Origin of the sequence: Aquimarina macrocephali (assembly GCF_051627225.1) — a bacterium.
Taxonomy (GTDB): Bacteria; Bacteroidota; Bacteroidia; order Flavobacteriales; family Flavobacteriaceae; genus Aquimarina; species Aquimarina macrocephali.
This window is the reverse complement of sequence record NZ_CP151795.1, coordinates 603,621-622,057: the sequence shown is the minus strand read 5'-3', so window position 1 is coordinate 622,057 and position 18,437 is coordinate 603,621. Positions and strand designations below refer to the sequence as shown.

At 32.9% G+C, this 18,437-nt stretch carries 17 protein-coding genes; 9 read left to right on the top strand and 8 right to left on the bottom strand.

The window, feature by feature from the left end; all coding sequences use genetic code 11:
• Nucleotides 1-66 precede the first annotated feature (66 nt).
• The 4 genes from AAFU52_RS02775 to AAFU52_RS02760 all read right to left on the bottom strand — a co-directional run bounded on the left by AAFU52_RS02775 (nt 67) and on the right by AAFU52_RS02760 (nt 2,918).
• A complete protein-coding gene (locus tag AAFU52_RS02775; protein WP_438425259.1) occupies nt 67-975 on the bottom strand; it encodes a TIGR01777 family oxidoreductase in 909 nt (302 codons plus the stop codon).
• A 13-nt stretch (nt 976-988) separates the two neighbouring features.
• A complete protein-coding gene (locus tag AAFU52_RS02770) occupies nt 989-1,870 on the bottom strand; it encodes a methyltransferase domain-containing protein (RefSeq protein WP_438425258.1) in 882 nt (293 codons plus the stop codon).
• 15 nt (nt 1,871-1,885) lie between these two features.
• Nucleotides 1,886-2,326, bottom strand: a complete 441-nt coding sequence (locus AAFU52_RS02765; RefSeq protein ID WP_438425256.1) for a hypothetical protein — start codon at nt 2,324-2,326, stop codon at nt 1,886-1,888.
• An 88-nt stretch (nt 2,327-2,414) separates the two neighbouring features.
• Entirely contained in the window at nt 2,415-2,918 is a 504-nt protein-coding gene (locus tag AAFU52_RS02760) for a GbsR/MarR family transcriptional regulator (RefSeq protein ID WP_024772078.1), read from the bottom strand.
• A 647-nt stretch (nt 2,919-3,565) separates the two neighbouring features.
• Between AAFU52_RS02760 and AAFU52_RS02755 the strand changes: the two genes are divergently transcribed.
• On the top strand, nt 3,566-5,950 hold the full coding sequence (locus AAFU52_RS02755) for a M20/M25/M40 family metallo-hydrolase (protein WP_152538639.1): 2,385 nt from the start codon (nt 3,566-3,568) through the stop codon (nt 5,948-5,950).
• A gap of 76 nt (nt 5,951-6,026) precedes the next feature.
• Here AAFU52_RS02755 and AAFU52_RS02750 read toward each other — a convergent pair whose 3' ends face one another.
• The 3 genes from AAFU52_RS02750 to AAFU52_RS02740 all read right to left on the bottom strand — a co-directional run bounded on the left by AAFU52_RS02750 (nt 6,027) and on the right by AAFU52_RS02740 (nt 10,360).
• The gene (locus AAFU52_RS02750) at nt 6,027-8,048 is read right to left on the bottom strand and encodes a M3 family metallopeptidase (RefSeq protein WP_438425249.1); all 2,022 of its coding nucleotides are present in this window, start codon (nt 8,046-8,048) and stop codon (nt 6,027-6,029) included.
• A gap of 580 nt (nt 8,049-8,628) precedes the next feature.
• Nucleotides 8,629-9,114 carry a 5-(carboxyamino)imidazole ribonucleotide mutase gene (purE, locus tag AAFU52_RS02745; protein ID WP_024772081.1) on the bottom strand — a complete coding sequence of 162 codons (486 nt, stop codon included), beginning with the start codon at nt 9,112-9,114 and terminating at the stop codon, nt 8,629-8,631.
• A 91-nt stretch (nt 9,115-9,205) separates the two neighbouring features.
• Nucleotides 9,206-10,360 (bottom strand): 5-(carboxyamino)imidazole ribonucleotide synthase, encoded by a 1,155-nt coding sequence (locus tag AAFU52_RS02740; protein ID WP_438425246.1) that lies wholly within the window; start codon nt 10,358-10,360, stop codon nt 9,206-9,208.
• A gap of 301 nt (nt 10,361-10,661) precedes the next feature.
• Between AAFU52_RS02740 and AAFU52_RS02735 the strand changes: the two genes are divergently transcribed.
• From AAFU52_RS02735 to AAFU52_RS02705, 7 genes are all read left to right on the top strand, one after another.
• Nucleotides 10,662-11,768, top strand: coding sequence for an adenylate kinase (locus AAFU52_RS02735; RefSeq protein WP_438425243.1), 1,107 nt, complete (start codon nt 10,662-10,664; stop codon nt 11,766-11,768).
• 86 nt (nt 11,769-11,854) lie between these two features.
• On the top strand, nt 11,855-12,853 hold the full coding sequence (gene obgE / locus AAFU52_RS02730) for a GTPase ObgE (RefSeq protein ID WP_024772084.1): 999 nt from the start codon (nt 11,855-11,857) through the stop codon (nt 12,851-12,853).
• 521 nt (nt 12,854-13,374) lie between these two features.
• Nucleotides 13,375-14,754, top strand: coding sequence for a hypothetical protein (locus AAFU52_RS02725; protein WP_438425240.1), 1,380 nt, complete (start codon nt 13,375-13,377; stop codon nt 14,752-14,754).
• Nucleotides 14,755-14,845: 91 nt separating this feature from the next.
• Nucleotides 14,846-15,199 carry a hypothetical protein gene (locus AAFU52_RS02720; protein WP_438425237.1) on the top strand — a complete coding sequence of 118 codons (354 nt, stop codon included), beginning with the start codon at nt 14,846-14,848 and terminating at the stop codon, nt 15,197-15,199.
• Between the two features lie 79 nt (nt 15,200-15,278).
• Nucleotides 15,279-15,623 carry a hypothetical protein gene (locus AAFU52_RS02715; RefSeq protein WP_438425235.1) on the top strand — a complete coding sequence of 115 codons (345 nt, stop codon included), beginning with the start codon at nt 15,279-15,281 and terminating at the stop codon, nt 15,621-15,623.
• Between the two features lie 11 nt (nt 15,624-15,634).
• Nucleotides 15,635-16,156, top strand: a complete 522-nt coding sequence (locus AAFU52_RS02710; RefSeq protein WP_438425232.1) for a hypothetical protein — start codon at nt 15,635-15,637, stop codon at nt 16,154-16,156.
• Nucleotide 16,157: 1 nt separating this feature from the next.
• Nucleotides 16,158-16,796 (top strand): hypothetical protein, encoded by a 639-nt coding sequence (locus AAFU52_RS02705; RefSeq protein WP_438425230.1) that lies wholly within the window; start codon nt 16,158-16,160, stop codon nt 16,794-16,796.
• Nucleotides 16,797-17,031: 235 nt separating this feature from the next.
• Here the strand turns inward: AAFU52_RS02705 and AAFU52_RS02700 are convergent, their stop codons facing one another.
• The gene (locus AAFU52_RS02700) at nt 17,032-17,484 is read right to left on the bottom strand and encodes a carboxymuconolactone decarboxylase family protein (protein ID WP_438425228.1); all 453 of its coding nucleotides are present in this window, start codon (nt 17,482-17,484) and stop codon (nt 17,032-17,034) included.
• Between the two features lie 314 nt (nt 17,485-17,798).
• On the opposite strand from AAFU52_RS02700, the gene AAFU52_RS02695 reads away from it, so the two are divergent.
• Complete coding sequence (locus AAFU52_RS02695; RefSeq protein WP_438425226.1) at nt 17,799-18,401, top strand: fasciclin domain-containing protein; 603 nt, start codon at nt 17,799-17,801, stop codon at nt 18,399-18,401.
• Nucleotides 18,402-18,437 lie beyond the last annotated feature (36 nt).

Genomic DNA, 18,437 nt, shown 5'->3' with positions numbered 1-18,437 from the left:
TAAATCAAATACTTTTTTGACAGGAGTTTTTATTTGAGTTGTTAGTCGAATGATTGTCATAATTTTCTAAATAAGAGTAATTAACGCTGGTTTAATATCGGGATACAAGAACCGAAATCCATTATGTATAAGTTTTGAAGGAATTACATTTCTGCTCTTGAGTATAAGTTCGGTTTCTGTTTTAATAATTCTTGCTCCAAATTCTAGTATAGGTTTTGAAATAGGAATTCCGAAGGGAATTTTTGCAACCCTTCTAAGTGTTTTCATAAAGATTGAATTGGTTACTGGTTTAGGAGAAACAATATTTACCACACCTTCAATGCTAGGAGTATTTATAATAAATTCTATACTTCTTGCAAAATCTAGCTCATGTATCCAACTTAATTTTTGATTTCCGTAGCCTTGTTTTCCTCCCAATCCGATTTTGGTTAAATTAAGAATTGATGGCAAAGCTCCTCCTTTTTTACCTAGGACTATAGAGGTTCTTAATGCAATTTTTCTGGTTTTAGGAGTTTGTTGGCTAAAAAATGTTTTTTCCCATGATGTAGCGACATCAACAGAAAAACCAGTTCCTATTTCTCCATCAATTTCATCCATTTCTTTATCTAAAGAATGTCTATAGATGGTTGCGGTTGATGAATTTAGCCAGATTCTGGGAGGGTTTTTGCATTTACTTATGACTTCTCCCAAAATAGCTGTAGAGGTTACTCTTGAATTTAGAATACGATCTTTATTCTTTTGGGTGTATCTACAATCTACTGACTTGCCTGCTAAATTGATTACTATTTCTGCATTCTCTAGTTCATGTGTCCAATCTCCAGAGGTTTTTGCGTTCCAATGAATAAATTGAACATTATTTTCTATTCTACTTTTTCCACGGGTTAGAATTGTAATAGATTCTGCTTTCGTTTTAAAATATGCTATGAGTACTTTTCCAAGAAAACCTGTTCCTGCTGCTATGACTATTTTTTTCATATGTTTTCTAATTTTATTTTTCTGCAGTGATTAAATAATATCCAAAACTTTTGGTATGCAGACCAGAAAGTAGTGCAAATAGTGATCCTTTTAGGTTTTTCCAACTTTGTGGTTTTAGAGTTTCTTTTCTAAATAGTTTTTTTAACATAAACCCTGTAATTGCAAAAGGAACATGAAGAACAGAAGGCGCAACTCTAAATGATACATCCTCGACACTTACATTCTTAAAACCTATATGTTTTAAAGTCTGTTTTACTTTTTTAATACTTCCTAAACCTTCTAGACTCCATCCTTTGCAAAGTTGTTCATAGCAATAATTACTACCTATACATAATTGTTCTTCATCTTTTTTTAAGAACGCATCGGCAATCACTAGTTTAGAATTTGGTTTTAATATTCTATATGCTTCCTGTAAAGCCTCTTTACTATGCCCAGAATGACAGAAACTCTCTATAGCATAAGCTCCATCTACACTGCTAGTTTTAAAAGATGTATGACAATAGTTTTCTTCTAAAATTAACCCATTCTTATGTTGTAATCTTTTATTTCCTTCTCTAACCTGAAAAGGAGAAAGTGTTACACCAATAATATGTAGTAGAGGATACTTTCTTAATCCATACTGTATAGCGCCACCAATACCACATCCCAGATCTGCTACAAGTGAATTTTGTTTAGGAGCTTGTAAGCGATCAAAAACCTGCTGATTCATTTCGTTAAGCATTGAATCTCTTTTCAGGATATTGGTTTTAAAGGGAATATAGTATCCAAAATGCATATTGAAATCTGTACTCCAGAACTCATAATCTTCTGTTGCTTCATCATAAAACCTGATTATTTTTTCTTTTGTAGCAGATTTTTTAAGCTTTAGTTTATGTAATATGGTAAGTGTACTCATGATGATATAGTTTTATTAAAGGTTAAAAAAACCAATACAGTTATAGATTAACAATGAGGTATAAACAGTAGCAAAAAGTACAAATAGGCAATTCATAAAATAGCTACCTATTTTAAATATCTTTTTTTTCGGAATTTCATACATGGGATAATATGCTATTTGAGTTGCAACTTTACCAACCCAATATGCTGCTATTAATCCAGTTAAAGCAATCGCTAATTCAGATTGTTCTTTAAGATGGGAGGGAAGTAGGATTGCTATCAGCCCAAAAGAAAAATTAAGACCTTGAATGTACCTTCCGTACGTTTTTGCAATTTCTTGATTAAGTGGTTTTAATTGTTTTACATCGGTATACCAATCAAATACTTTATGTCTTATGTATGGATATATTAATGCAGTGAATATTTGACCAATACCACCTATAATAATTAACCAGTTCGGGATACTAAATTTCATATTTCTATAATTTTAAAGTTTCAGAAAAAATTGAAACTAACATTGAAAATAAAAAGGAGATATTCTCCTTTCTTTTGGGTGCTGTTTTTTATTTAATAAGTTTTACCAATGCCTTTGTGATCCAGTTATGATCCTGACCAATAACTCTGTTCATTAAAATATCTAATGTATCCGCCATTTCATGTAATGCTTTGGTTTGCTTTATTAATTCTTTGGTTTTTGCAGTTCCATCTTCATCGATGTTCGAAACATCTTTTAAGATTTTAATAGTTGGTTGCAACTCTCTTCTACTTCTTTCTTTGGCGATTTGCCTTGCCAGCTCTTGTACATCCTTTTCTGAGGTGAAATATTCTTTTCGTTCTCCCATTTTATTTTCTTTATATACAATACCCCAATCCATCAATTGGCGTAAGTTCATACTGGTATTTCCTCTGGAGATTTGTAATTGCTCCATGATATCCTCCATAGAAAGAGGTTCTGGAGATATTAATAATAAGGCATGGATCTGTGCCATAGCTTTATTGATACCCCATAAGGTTCCTAAAGATCCCCAGGTAGAAATAAACTTATTTTTTGCTTCATCGTAATTCATGTTACAAATATATGAAAAATTTCAAACTTTCAAAAAATATTGAAAGATTAATAATGTATTTTGAAAATGACCAATAATCCGAGTTAGCTGTATTTTAATATGATTTATTGTATGTGATATACTTAATTAGGGTGTACTAAATTGTGTTTTAGGACATCTTTTCATTGATTTAGGACATGCATATATTGTCTTGACAAGACTTTTTTGATAGTTTAGTTGGCTTAAATACACAAAAATCAACTTATGAAACTCAATAACTTACTTAGGGACATTTGTAATGCGACCCGGGATTCTTCCCGATCTTTACAATTGATCTATAACATCGCTTCACAAAAAGGACTTGGTTACTACAAGGGGTAAGATGTAAATTTTGGAATCACCTTAATTTAGGGTAAAGTACGTATCTAATAATTTGGTAGAAACAAATTTCTTTTTGTTGTTACTATAATCCATCAGAATGAGTGAAAGATCTCAAGTTTTATGGATGATAATTAATAAAACGTATTCACCTTTTATCTTCTTTATAATTGATGGATTATTACGGATTTACCTTGATTATTCTATGATAAAACGTCTTTTGTTCGACCTTGATATTATGTACTTTAGCTAAACAAACACAAATACAAACTCAACAAATTAAACTAACGATGAGAAAACTAAATCTATTTATTTTGGCGGTATCGCTAAGTGTATTGACATCATGTTTATACGCGCAGGAGCGATCAAAAATGTTTTATGCAACCATGGATGCTCATGATGCATTAAAACTAAAAGAAAATCACCCAAATGATGTTAAAATCATTAAATCTGTTAATGAGTATAGTGCAGTAATGCTAAATGCACATTCGGCAGAAGAATTGCATCACACCGGGTTAAGACATGGACCAGGATATTTTTATGAGACTTCAGAAAAAGCTGCTATAGAAGCAATAGTAAAAGCTAATTCAATTCAAAAATCAAAAAATAGTTCCTTAGCAAAAGCAGCAGTCGCTTTTGAGATTACCCAGAATCAATTGGTAAATCAAAGTTTGGGGCTGGTAAATAACTCTAATATTGATAGACAAATTAAAGAGCTTGAGAATTATGGTACTCGTTTCCATACTAAAGCTAGCGCAAAAAGAGCTTCTACAGATTTAAAAGCAAAATGGGAAGGACTTGCTGGTAGTCGTAGTGATGTATCTGTTAGGCTTGTAAATCATTCTGGGACCTCTATGCCATCTGTTATTATGACTATTACCGGTACAGAAAAACCAAATGAGTATGTGGTTTTAGGAGGGCATTTAGATTCGACATCGCCACGAAATCAGAGTGATGCTCCGGGAGCAGATGATAATGCTTCTGGTATTGCAACAATTACAGAAGTTGCCAGAGTATTGTTTAGTATGAATTACAAACCAAAAAGAACAGTTGAATTTATGGCATTTGCCGCAGAGGAAATCGGTTTGGTAGGGTCTAAAGAAATCGCGAGAGATTATAAAAATCGTAATGTGAATATAGTGAGCTATATGCAATTGGATATGACGAACTATAAAGGTTCTACACAGGATGTCTTTATTACAACAGATTCATACAATAGTACTTCTTTAAATAATTTCTTAAAGAAATTAATGGATCACTATAATGCTTCAGGAACACATAAAATTACGTATAGCAATTCTGCATGTAACTATGGATGTTCTGATCACCATAGCTTTGCACAACAGGGATATGAAACAGCATTCCCTATAGAAGCAAAATTTAGTGAGAGTAACCCTAAGATTCATACTTCTGGAGATACATCATCTAATTTTCCTACGGCAAATGCAACTCATGCAGCCAAATTTGCAAAATTAGCTCTAGAGTATCTTATAGAGATTTCTAATGCAGGTTCTGGTGGTAATCCTCCAACAGGATATTGTGCTTCTAATGGGCAAAAAACATCAGATGAATATATTGGTAAAGTTGCTCTAGGAACAATAAATAAAACCTCTACTGCAGGAAGCGGAGGGTATAGTGATTTTACAGCAGAAACGACCAACCTTTCTAAAGGAACATCACATACCATTACGGTTACACCAAAATGGTCAGGAACTAGTTATAATGAAGGATATGCTGTGTGGATTGATTATAACCAGGATAAAGATTTTGCTGATTCTGGTGAATTAGTTTGGAGTAAAGCAGCTTCAAAAACAACACCAGTGAGTGGTAGTTTTACAGTGCCAGCAGGAGCAAAAAATGGAAGCACAAGAATGAGAGTTTCTATGAAATATAATGCAATCCCTACAGCTTGTGAATCTTTTGAATATGGAGAGGTAGAGGACTATACAGTTGTTATCGGTGGATCCACTGGAGGAGATGCTCAGGCACCTTCTACTCCAGCAGGATTAGCATCGTCAAATGTAGCCCAAACTACACTAACTTTATCATGGACATCTTCTACAGATAATGTTGGAGTGACTGGATATGATGTGTATAAAGGAAATACGGTTGAAACTTCTGTTTCTGGAACCACAGCTAATATCACTGGATTAACAGCTAGTACTGCCTATACATTTAGTGTAAAAGCAAAAGATGCTGCTGGTAATGTATCTGCTGCAAGTAATGTGATAAATGTAACTACCACAGGAGGAAGCAGTGATCCTTGTGCAGGTGTCGCACCATATAACTCTTCTACAAATTACCAACCTGGAGATCGAGTAACGTATCAAGGTAATCTTTATGAAAGAACCAATAATAATGGTTGGAATCATATTGGGCCTTGTGGAGCTCTTTTTGCAAGAAGTTCTGCTGTCGATTTATTATCTGATGATAGCTTGTCTTTTGATTTTTACCCTAATCCTGTAACAGAAGGTCATATAGAGCTTACTGTTAATAATGAATTATGGAAATCAGGAAGTGTGTTGGTTGTAGATGTAAAAGGAAATATCGTACAAGAGGTGAAGCTTAAAAGTAAAGCTACTCAAATCAATACCTCAAAATTTTCTTCTGGAGTATACTTTTTGACACTTTTTAATGGATCAAAAAGTGCTACAAAGCAGATGATTATAAAATAATAATGAAGGTGTATTAAATCTTACCATATGAAGTCTGTTGAAGCTAAAAACTTTAACAGACTTCAATGGTATTTTTTTATTTAATTAATCCTGCTCGTTTTAATAATGCTTCGGGTTTAGGTTCTTGTCCTCTAAAACGTTTATAAAGAATCATTGGGTTTTCTGTACCTCCTTTAGATAAAACATGGTCCTTAAATTTGGTAGCAATCTCACGATTAAAAATTCCATTTTCTTTAAAATATTCAAAAGCATCAGCATCTAATACCTCTGCCCATTTATACGAGTAATACCCTGCAGAATACCCTCCTTGAAAAATATGCGAAAAAGCTGTACTCATACAGTTTTCGTCTACATTAGGATACAAAGATGTTGTAGAAAAAGTCTTTTTCTCGTGATCCTTTACCTTTTTGATAGCAGTAGGATCTTGAGAATGCCAAGACATATCAAGTAACCCAAAACTCAACTGGCGTAGTGTAGTCATACCTTCCATAAAAGTAGCAGACTCTTTAATCTTTTCAACCAATTCCATAGGGATTATTTCACCTGTTTCATAATGTTTGGCAAAAAGCTCCAAAGCTTCTTTTTCATAACACCAGTTTTCCATAACCTGACTTGGTAATTCTACAAAATCCCAATATACACTGGTTCCTGATAGACCTGGATAAGTAGTATTAGCCAACATACCATGCAATGCATGACCAAACTCATGAAATAGAGTAGTTACTTCATTAAACGTTAATAAAGAAGGTTTACTAGGTGTAGGTTTTGTAAAATTGCAGACAATAGAAACATGTGGCCTTATGTTTTCCTTATTTTTCCTCATTTGTGATTTATAAGAAGTCATCCATGCTCCATTACGCTTTCCTGGTCTTGGATGAAAATCTGCATAAAACAATGAAACAAAATTACCATCAAGATCTGTAACACGATACGTTTTTACCTCTTCGTGATATGTGTCTACATCATTGATTTCTTTAAATTGAAGTCCAAACAGTTTATAAGCTACAGTAAAGACTCCATCGATTACATTTTCTAACTTGAAATAAGGTTTCAGTTTTTCATCATCAAGATCAAAGAGTTTTTGTTTTAGTTTTTCAGAATAGTAGGCTCCGTCCCATTTTTGTAATTGATCAATCCCATCTAATTCCTTTGCAAAAGATTCTAGTTGTTTAAATTCTTTTTCTGCTGCAGGTTTGGCTTTCTCCAAAATTTCATTTAGAAAAGAAAATACAGTATCAGGTGTTTCTGCCATTCGTTCTTCGAGTATATAGTCGGCATGAGAGGAGTACCCTAAAAGAAGAGCGCGTTGATGTCTAAGGTTTGCAATTTTTAAAACAATATCCTGATTATCAAGATCGTCATTGTGAAATCCTTTAGACCCAAAAGCAAGAGCAAGTTTTTTTCGCAGTTCGCGATTATCAGCATAAGTGATAAAAGGAATATAACTAGGATAATCCAAAGTTATTAACCATCCTTTTTTATCTTTTGCTTCTGCCATAGATTTAGCGGCTTCTTTTGCTCCCTCTGGCAAACCAGATACATCAGATTCGTCGGTAAGCAACATCTCGAATTTATTAGTTTCGGCGAGCACGTTTTCACCAAACTTTAAGCTTAGTGTAGAAAGTTCTTTATCGATCTCTCTAAGTTTCTCCTTTTTTTCGTCAGGAAGATTAGCCCCATTTCTCGAGAATGATTTATATCTTTTTTCAAGAAGTCTGGATTGCTCTGGATTAAGATCTAATGATTCTTTTTGTTTGTATACCACTTCGATTCTTTTAAATAAATCCAGATTAAGAGCTATGTCATTACTGAATTCTGAAAGCAAAGGAGAAGCTTCTTGTGCTATTTTTTGAATTTCCTCATTGGTCTCAGCACTATTTAAATTAAAAAAGACACTGGTAACTCTGTCTAATAGCTCACCACAATATTCCAAACCCTCTATGGTATTAGAGAATGAAGGTAGTTCGGGATTAGAGACTATTGTATCGACTTGTTTTTTGGCGATAGAAATACCGTTTTTTATAGCCGGTAGAAAATGATCTGACTTTATTTCTGAAAATGGTGCAGCATCAAATGGTTTTAATAGTGGATTGTTCATTGTTGTAATGATAATTTCTTCTTATTTTTTTATTATATGTCCTTATATCGGAAAAAATAGTCTTTTGTCGAAAAACACTTCCAGGTTATGGGCGTTTTTAAGTAAACTAAATTTTATACCAATAGATTTGATTAGGTTTATTAGTATGGTCTAGTATTAAGAATAGAAGGTTATTTTTATTTGGGGTATGAATATAAATAATTATTCTAATGCAAAGACCAAATATATCGAAAGAGCTGCATTTTTGTGGCTCTTTTGTCTTCTATTTTTTGCCAAAAAACAGGTTTTTAGGCAAAAATCCTGATTTTCTGTCTGTTTTTTCGATCAAAAAGTCTTTAAAAAACACTCAATTATTGCTCTTTATCGATTATATGCGTATTTCATCGAAAATTATGAATATTTTAGCATTACTTTTATTGTGTAATTAAAGTAAGGTTTTACCTTTGTTGTAGGTTTTAAGAGTAATGGTCTTACGATGAATTTTTTGTGTAATATATTTAAGTTGGTTAATAAATATTGTTATATTCTTTTGTAAGGCCTGATATTCAAAAGAGTCACTGAAAAGTGACTCTTTTTTTTGTTATTTTTTTATCTGCTTAGCTCCTTCAATTACTTTTTGCTTTAATCCTTCTTTATAGATTAAGATTTTATCTAAAACACATTTATCATTTGAGCCTATAATTTGTGCTGCCAAAATACCTGCATTTAGAGCTCCGTCTAGAGCTACAGTAGCTACAGGAACTCCACCAGGCATTTGTAAAATAGATAGAACAGAATCCCACCCATCGATAGAGTTACGTGACTTAACAGGAACACCAATCACTGGTAAAGGAGATAATGAAGCCACCATCCCAGGAAGATGGGCAGCACCACCCGCACCGGCTATGATAACTTGTATGCCTCTCGTATGAGCATTTTTGGCATAGTCAAATAATTTTTCTGGAGTACGATGTGCCGAAACAATATCTACTTCGACTTCGATATCAAAACCTTGTAATACTTCGATAGCCTTTTCCATTACTGGCATATCACTAGTACTACCCATTATTATTCCCACCTTGCTCATTATATTGTTTGTTATTGTTAGTATTTGTTTGTTAAAAGTTATTAGTTATAATAAGGTATGAAGGTATATAAAATAAGTTTCTAAACCTTTATTAGCTAATTACTTGTATTGTGTTTTTTACTTTTTCGGCTATTTTTCTAGCCTCGTCGATGTCTTCATGAATTATGGTAACATGCCCCATTTTTCTATAAGGCCGTGTTTGTTTTTTACCATAAATATGAGGAGTAACGCCCTTCATTTTCATGATTTCTTCTATGTTTTTATAGATAACATCTCCTGTATATCCTTCTTTACCTACCAGGTTCACCATGATACCACCTACTTTACTTTCTGTAGCTCCCAGAGGTAAATCCAAAATGGCTCTTATGTGTTGCTCAAATTGATTAGTATAACTGGCCTCTATACTATAATGCCCGCTGTTATGTGGTCTTGGTGCAACTTCATTTACAAGGATATTATCATCTTGTGTTTGAAACATTTCTACAGCCAGTACCCCTACATGTTCAAAGGCTTTAGATACTTTTTCTGCAATTTTTATTGCTTTTTGAGCAATTTTAGCATCGATTCTTGCGGGGCAAATCACATATTCTACCTGATTGGCTTCTGGATGAAACTCCATTTCTACCACAGGATAAGTTTTGATTTCTCCACTCGGGTTACGAACAACAATTACAGCTAATTCATTTTTAAAATCAATTAGATGCTCTGCAATGCATTCTGTGTCAGGAAGTTTTGCTAAGTCGGCTCCAGATCTAACAATCGAAACACCTTTGCCATCATATCCTCCCTGCGTACTTTTCCAGACAAATGGAAGTTTGATTCTATTATTGGTAATTCCTTCGGTAAGGTGTGCCTTATTAGAAAATCGGGTAAACTCTGCAGTAGGGATTTTGTTTTCTTCGTAGAAAAGCTTTTGTTTCCCTTTATTTTGTATTTTCTCCAGAGTTTTTGAACTTGGATAGACTTTCTTACCTTCTTTCTCTAGCTGAACTAAAGCTTTTAGATTTACGGTTTCAATTTCAAAAGTAAGTACATCTACCTTTTTTCCAAAATTATAAACAGTGTCATAATCCATCAAATTACCTTGTTGGAAATGATCACATGCAATTTTGCAAGGAGCATCTTGACTTGGGTCGAGGACATATGTTTGGATGTCATATTTTCGGGTATCATAGAGCATCATCTTGCCTAATTGACCTCCTCCTAATATTCCTAACTTAAAGTTTGACGAGAAAAAATTTGTCATTTTCGGGGTTTCAAATTTATCATAAAATGCAAAAATAATTTTTTCAGAAGGAATAACCACAATAATGTAAGGTAAATGCAATAAGTAAACTATAAGAAAGCTTATTTGATAGGTATGTTTTTTATATGTTGATGATTAAATCTATACCAATCTAGAGCTATATATGATTTATATAACAACCATTTTAGCCTGCCTGGAGTCGTAGGAAGGTTGATGCCGTAATTCTTAGCTATGCTCATTTCTAATCACTATCTTTGCGGCTTTAAATTAAAAAATCAAACCAGAACAAGTATAAAATAGAATGGTAAAGCTGCACGACTTACAGTTTATTCCTTTTATTAACGAGGAAGAAATAGAGACTGCGATAGATAAAGTATCTGATGGATTAAATAAAGATCTGGCTGATAAAAACCCTTTGTTTATAGGAGTGTTAAATGGTGCTTTTATGTTTGCTTCAGAGGTTTTGAAACGGTTTGATCATGATTGCGAAATTAGTTTTGTGAAATTAGCTTCGTATGAAGGAACAGAAACTACACACAAGGTTAAAGAGTTAGTTGGATTAGGGGAAGAGATTTCAGGAAGAACAGTAGTGATCTTAGAAGATATTGTAGATACTGGTAATACAATCGAAGTGCTAACAGAGATGTTAGTAGAAAAAGGGTGCTTAACATACAAAATTGCTACTCTATTTTATAAACCCGAGGCATATACCAAAGAAATTAATATAAATTATATTGGGATAGAGATTCCAAACCGATTTATTGTAGGATACGGACTTGATTATAATGGATTAGGACGTAATCTTACAGAAGTTTATCAATTAAAACCAAACAACATGACAAATTTGGTGTTATTCGGACCTCCAGGAGCAGGAAAAGGAACACAGGCAGAAGTTTTAAAACAAAAATATAATCTGGTACATATCTCTACAGGAGATGTGTTTAGATACAACATAAAAAATGCAACAGAGCTAGGTACTTTGGCAAAATCATATATTGATAAAGGCCAATTGGTACCTGATGAGGTTACAATTAATATGCTTAATGCCGAAGTAGATAAAAATCCAGAGGCTAAAGGCTTTATTTTTGATGGATTTCCAAGAACCGAAGCCCAAGCAGATTCACTAGCCAACTTGCTAGAGTCAAAAGACACAATGGTTAGTGCAATGGTAGCTCTAGAGGTAGATGATGAGGTATTGGTACAACGATTACTGGAAAGAGGAAAAACATCAGGGCGACCCGATGATGCGGATGAAAAAGTGATACGTAATCGTATTAAAGTATATTATGACGAAACAGCCATTTTAAAGAATTACTACCAAAAACAAGATAAGTATTTTGGAGTAGATGGAGTAGGTGGTATTGATGAGATTACAGAGAGATTGAGTAGCGTGATAGACAAACTTTAGTCTGTGAAAGCAGAATCTAATCCAGGGTAGTAAACGTAAAATTGAAATGTTCCTGATTTTTATTAGGGTGATATAGGAAACGAATTATGACAGAAGGGAATTTTGTAGATTATGTAAAATTACATATAACTTCCGGGAACGGAGGGAAAGGATCTGTACACTTACATCGTGAGAAATACATTACCAAAGGAGGTCCCGATGGTGGTGATGGTGGTCGTGGAGGTCATATTGTTATTCGCGCAAACCCTAATATGTGGACACTACATCATCTTAAATTTAAACGTCATTTAAGAGCTGATCACGGAGGGCATGGTAGTAAAAGCAGGAGTACTGGGGCTGATGGAGAAGATGTTTATGTAGATGTACCTCTAGGAACAGTGATTCGGGATAGCGAGACCCAAAATATTATTAAAGAAATTACCGAAATAGGACAGGAATATATTGCTGCCGAAGGCGGTATGGGAGGTAGAGGTAACTGGCATTTTAAAAGCCCAACAAACCAAACACCTCGCTATGCTCAACCCGGCGTAGAAGGGCAAGAACATGATATTACTCTAGAACTCAAAGTACTGGCAGATGTAGGATTGGTAGGATTTCCTAATGCAGGAAAATCTACCTTGCTATCGGTTATTACTGCAGCAAAACCGAAAATAGCCGATTATGAGTTTACTACACTTAAACCAAACCTTGGTATTGTAGAGTATAGAGATTTTCAAACCTTTGTGATGGCTGATATCCCTGGTATTATTGAAGGAGCAGCAGAAGGTAAAGGTATAGGACATCGTTTTTTACGTCATATCGAACGTAATTCTACCTTGTTGTTTTTGGTTCCGGCAGATGCCCCTGATATCGAAGCACAATATGAAATTCTTTTGGATGAACTAAGACGTTACAACCCTGATTTATTAGATAAAGAACGACTTATAGCAATATCAAAATCTGATATGCTGGATGAGGAACTAAAAAAAGAAATGAAGGTTGAGTTAGATCAACAACTTAGCGTTCCTTATTTGTTTATTTCTTCGGTAGCACAACAAGGATTGCAGGAGCTAAAGGATAAACTTTGGCAAATGTTGAATGATTAAAACTTTGATTTCTTAAATTAGAGTGTGTTTCGTATTCGCAAAAAAAGAATTACTGTTTTGTCGTATGAAAAATGGTATTTCATTTATAAAATATTGCTTTTCTCTATACTATAGCAACTAAAAATCAAATTACAGATACGTTTTGATTAAGCTACGATTGGTTTGTTATGTAGCGTATCAACTCTGCTTCATTATTAAAATTACGCATTAACTTTTTTAGCGTAGCCCTCTTCCATTTTTGCTATACTTGTTATTATTCTAATAAAAAGCACTCATAATTCTTCAATTTCCTTTTCTGAAAAGTGAAAACCAAAAGAATGAACATTCTAGGGTTTCTCATTGCATTGCTATATGCAGCTATAATACCATTCAATAAAAAAGCTAAAAAGATTCGTTGTTAATTTTCAAATATCAAATAATGCATATCGAATATCACTAAAAGTAACGCGGATATGAAGTAATGCTTTTTTTGTTTTGACCGATATCTATATTTGAGCACGTAAAAAATTGCTTTAATAAGTATGAATAAATCTAAGAATATCCTCATTGTCATTTTAGTATTGTTTTCTGTAAAGACAAACGCTCAAAAAATCCCTGATGGACTCTATTTTGTAAGCGGAAATGAAATAAACCAAATCACTATTCTTAATAGAAGAGATGGAAGTATAAAAGCAACATTCGACACGTATCGAGGGGCTTTAGAGATGGCTTTTTCATCACTAAAAAATTTGCCAGGTAGTTATGAAAGTGTTAATACTAAAGAAAATTATGTTCTGACAAAAAGGAATAATCTTTTAACACTTCTGGTATTGGGAGACATGAACCTAATTGTGAAAAAGGAAGTTTTGGCAATTAGTAAAAAAGAACTAAAAGCTGCAAAAAAGCAACTAGGTATTAAATCCGAATTATCTAATGAACTAGGAAGCCTCTGGGGAAAGAAAAAAAAGAAGGAAGAAGAAAAAAAAGGACCCCTTGAATATTTTGTAAAAGAAGCAACTTCAGATTTTCATCAAAAAAATGTAGGGAAAATAATTTTCTTCTCTAAAGAACCTACTGTTGGTAAAGAAGATATCTCAACAATCAAAACAGATTTTAAAATTGGAGATGAAATTTGGGCAGCAGCTTACTTTTCTACAGTAATGAAAGAAAGCTATTATTTGAAACAACTAAGTAATCATTTTCAAGATAATTTTGGACGAAATCACTATTGGATAACTATCGGGATGGATAAAATGGAAAAAGACCTGTTGCCAAAAGAAAATGAAATAGTAAATCAGTGTACTGTGAAAAGTCTGAAAAAAGCAGATTTAGAAAAAAATTATGTTGTGTTTCAAGTAGTTCCTTCTTCTTTAGCGAGTATGAAAATAGATAGAGATGGGGCTTCCTTTTTGCTAGGGAGAATGGGGGAGCGCTTAGATCCTTATAAGCATAATTTAAGGATTTCACTTACCGATGGGAAAATGGATCAAGAAGATGAACTCTATTTTGGTACGATTACCTATGACACAACAGAGGGCACCGAAGATTTAATAATGATGGCTAAAGAAATTGAAGAAGGAGCTTTAAAAGCAAAAAGAGCACCTACTCCTGTAATGCGTAGTGCAAATTTGGAAGCAGAAATGATGCAACAAATTGAGTTATGGGCAAATACTAAAGACTGGCCAGGAGTGAAATTTCATAAAGTTATGATCACATTAGATTGGCAAATCTTAAAAGATGATTATGGTAATATTAAAGGGAATTATGTAGAAGGAGATGTGTTGTATTCTGATAATGAAGGCTGTGGTTATAGAAATTTCGGATTTTTAAAAACCTATTTAGGTAATGGGCAATATGATGAAAACATCAAGCAGCATACCATTGGTCATAGAGGAGAATTAAGTTGTGATAAAGTGAAATAGACAATACTAGTGTAGCTATATGAAAAAACGGCATGAACTGAAGCTATAGATGCTGATATAAAGACTGTTACTTAGCTGGTAAAAAATAGTTATGAAAGAAAAATTAGTAAAAGAAGGAATCCAAAAAGAAGAAAAAGTAGGATACCTCAAATCAAAATTAAACTTGATGCAAGGAACACTTTACCTAACACCCAATAGACTTGTTATAGAAGCGCATAAGACAGGAGTTAGTGGGTTAGGTATTTTAGGCGCTTTATTAAAAAGACAGGTCGAAAAGAAAAGTTTTGGATTTAACCTTGAGTTTAAAGATATAGAGAAAATAACCCAAGGAAAACACGGCGTAACAAAAAATGTCCTAGAGGTTACAGATAAGCAAAATGAAACATATCGAATCATTGTGAAAAATTATGAAGAATGGGAAAATGAATTGAATCAAAAGCTGTAGTGTTTAGATCTGAATAACAAAAAAGAGATTGCCAACATTACATTAAGATAAACGATTAAAGAACTGTAAGAAAATAAATATGGCAAAAAAGATTCAAATAATCACAGAGAAAACTCTTACCAAAAAAGCCTTAAAAGACTACCTGGATATGATGTTTTCTTCTTTTGGATATGAAGTGTATTTAAGTTCCTTGATAGGAGCAGATATTGTCATTAAAAAGAATAACTGGGTAGGTGCTTCTATTAAGTTAAAAACTAAATCTGGTAACAACTATTTAGTTATAAGTGGATTTTCACCATCAACAATGGCAAGAATATTAGTTTCTGGGATTCTTCCTATCTTAATATTACTACCAAAATGGTTACGATTTGAAAAAGAAATAGAAAGCACAATTAAAGAGAATCAAGTAATTTTTAATACATGAATAATAGCCAGATGGTATACAAATTAAACATAAAAGAAGTAAGTGCAGCAAAAGAAGAAATCAAAGAATTTGTTTCTGGATTAGCAGCTAAGTTAAATAATGATTTTGGAAACGAATATATAGTTTCTTTAGGGAAAGATACCGAAATAGAAGATGATTGGAGTTATGATATAAAAATAAGAAAAGGAAATAAAATCGGAGCTTCTTTGTCTTTAAATTGGAAGAAGCAACATTTTAGTGACCTAAATATAGAGGTTTCAGAATCTACAAAGATTGGTAGTTTCTTAATGTATGGCATAGTCTTTCCTTTTATGTTTGTGGGGGCTTATATGGGAGCTAATCGTATAGCGCCATTAGACTTTTTACCAGGCTATAAATTGGCAGGAGCTTTGGGAGGTGTTATAGCTTTTGTTCCAGGAATGATTTTGATGACTCTTATTAAATCAATTATACTAAAAAAACATAAAGAAGAAAATGAAAGCCTTAGGGAAAAAGTGCTAAGCGCAACAGGTAATACATTTCAGAAAGTTTAATATGAAAACAATTATAAAAATTTTTCTCGGGTTTGTCGTTTTTTTGATCTTATGTGGGGGTATTCTTGGTGTTATAGAAAATGAATATGATGGAGCCAGACAATATTTTAGAATGTTTAATACTAGTGAAGAACAAAAGTCAGTCACTTTTGAGATGATTTATGAAAATGGTACACCAAGTAATGTTTGGGCAATAAATGAAATAATTGATTCTGAAAATGTTGTAAATACAAAACTCCTTCCGGGTACTTATTTGGTAAAAGTATGGGATCATGAAGATGTGCTGGAAAACGAATTTAAGTTTTCATTTAGTCTACCTAATCCAGAAGAATCAAACTATAATTATTACAGATTTGATCTAGCTATGAACAAGGATTTTAGAGTTGTAGATATGGCAGCAGTTTATGAAGGGAACTCGTTGGTAAATACGATGTCTAAAGCAGTAGGGACATATCAAGATGATATTTTGATAGTAGAAACTTATAATGGTGATAGACCTTTTTTAATTTCAGAAACTTATACAGATCGTACATTCATTGATGTATATGAAGATATGCCTAGCCGAATTAGATACGGAGAATTGATTTATAGATTAGAAGCTGTAGATGTCGATAGCGCAACTAAGGAAATAATAAAATAGCTATGAGTAGGGAAGTAATCATTAGAAGACCCAAAAATAAGAAGAATAAAAAGTGAATTGTATCGAATTATGTTGTTTTGATGTAATTCGATACAATTCACTTTTTATTCAATAACATACCCAATTTCGAGATGTTTTTCTTTGATCAGACTAAGTCCAAAATAAGTTACTATAGGATATATCCCCTAGATCAATATTCGTCCTTAAAAAGGGCTTGATATAAAATAATAATTAATTATTCTTGAGAAGGTATTGGATTCATTAAAGTAGCTCTTCCTATTCTATTCCATACATTAATACAGCAAATTGCCATGATAATATCTGCTACTTTTTCTTCACCAAAAAGATGAATAGCTTTTTGATATAATTCGTTATTTAATCCATTTACAGAAATATGGGTTACCTCTTCTGTTATTTCGAGGATGATTTGTTCTTCTTCTGTGAAATAAGGGGATTCTCTCCAAAAAGGTAAGGCATGTATACGATATTGTTTTTCTCCTAGATTAACAGCTTCCTGAATATGCATTTGCACACAATAAGCGCAACCGTTAATTTGTGATGCCCTAATTTCTATCAATAAAAATTCTAAATCAGTTAATGAGCTTTTTTTGATATCATTATAAAGCGCAAAAATGGGCTTGTAAGCGTTTGGGTTAACCTCACTAATATTGATTCTATCTGTTTCCATGTCTTTGATTTTAATTACTTAAGACAAAATTCAATATATAAGATGACTAAAAAAATAATCTAGATTAAGAAAATCATTACGAATATGATTAAAAAACGAATACTAGAAGAAACGCTACGGATAATAAGTTAACGTTCATAATTTGGTCATCCCTACTACCTTTATAGAGTAATCATATGGTATTGTTCTTTGCTTTTTAAAATTTGTTGAATAATGAATTTAGTATTTTATTAAGATTTATTTAACCGAAGTTTACCAAAGAAAAACATTTCTATACCGTTCCTATACAAACAAAAAAACGAAAAATTCTTACAATGAAAATTAGAAATGTATTACCTGTTTTTACCTTATCAGGGTTGTTGTTAATTACCGCTTGTAGCGAAACGAAAAATGATAGGACTACACAAGAAGAAAACGATAAATTGATAGCACAGAATGTGGCATCATCGGAAACGATTAAGGAAAAACTACCTACTATACTTGAATTTGCCTCTATGGATAAGGGGTTTTCTACACTCACATCTGCAATTAAAGTGACCGAATTAGCAAAATCGTTAGAGGATAAAGGCTCGTTTACCATATTTGCCCCAGTAAATTTAGCTTTTGATAAATTAAACCCTACTACTGTAGAAAAGCTATTGAAACCAGAAAATAAGGAGCAGCTAAAGACTATTTTAAGTTGTCATATCATACCTAGTGTAATTACAAAAGAGGATATTGTTATTGCAATTAATGAGGGTAATGGAAGTGTAAAGTTAAAAACAATAGGAGGAGCATTATTGACTGCAACAATGAAAGGAGATAGAGTTTTCCTTATAGATCAAATGGGTAATGGAGGTCATTTAGTAACTACAGATGTTAAAGCATCTAATGGACTTATTCATACTATAGATGCGGTAATGATGCCTAAGAAATAGATAAATAGATCATATCTTTATAATATTCTCAGACCT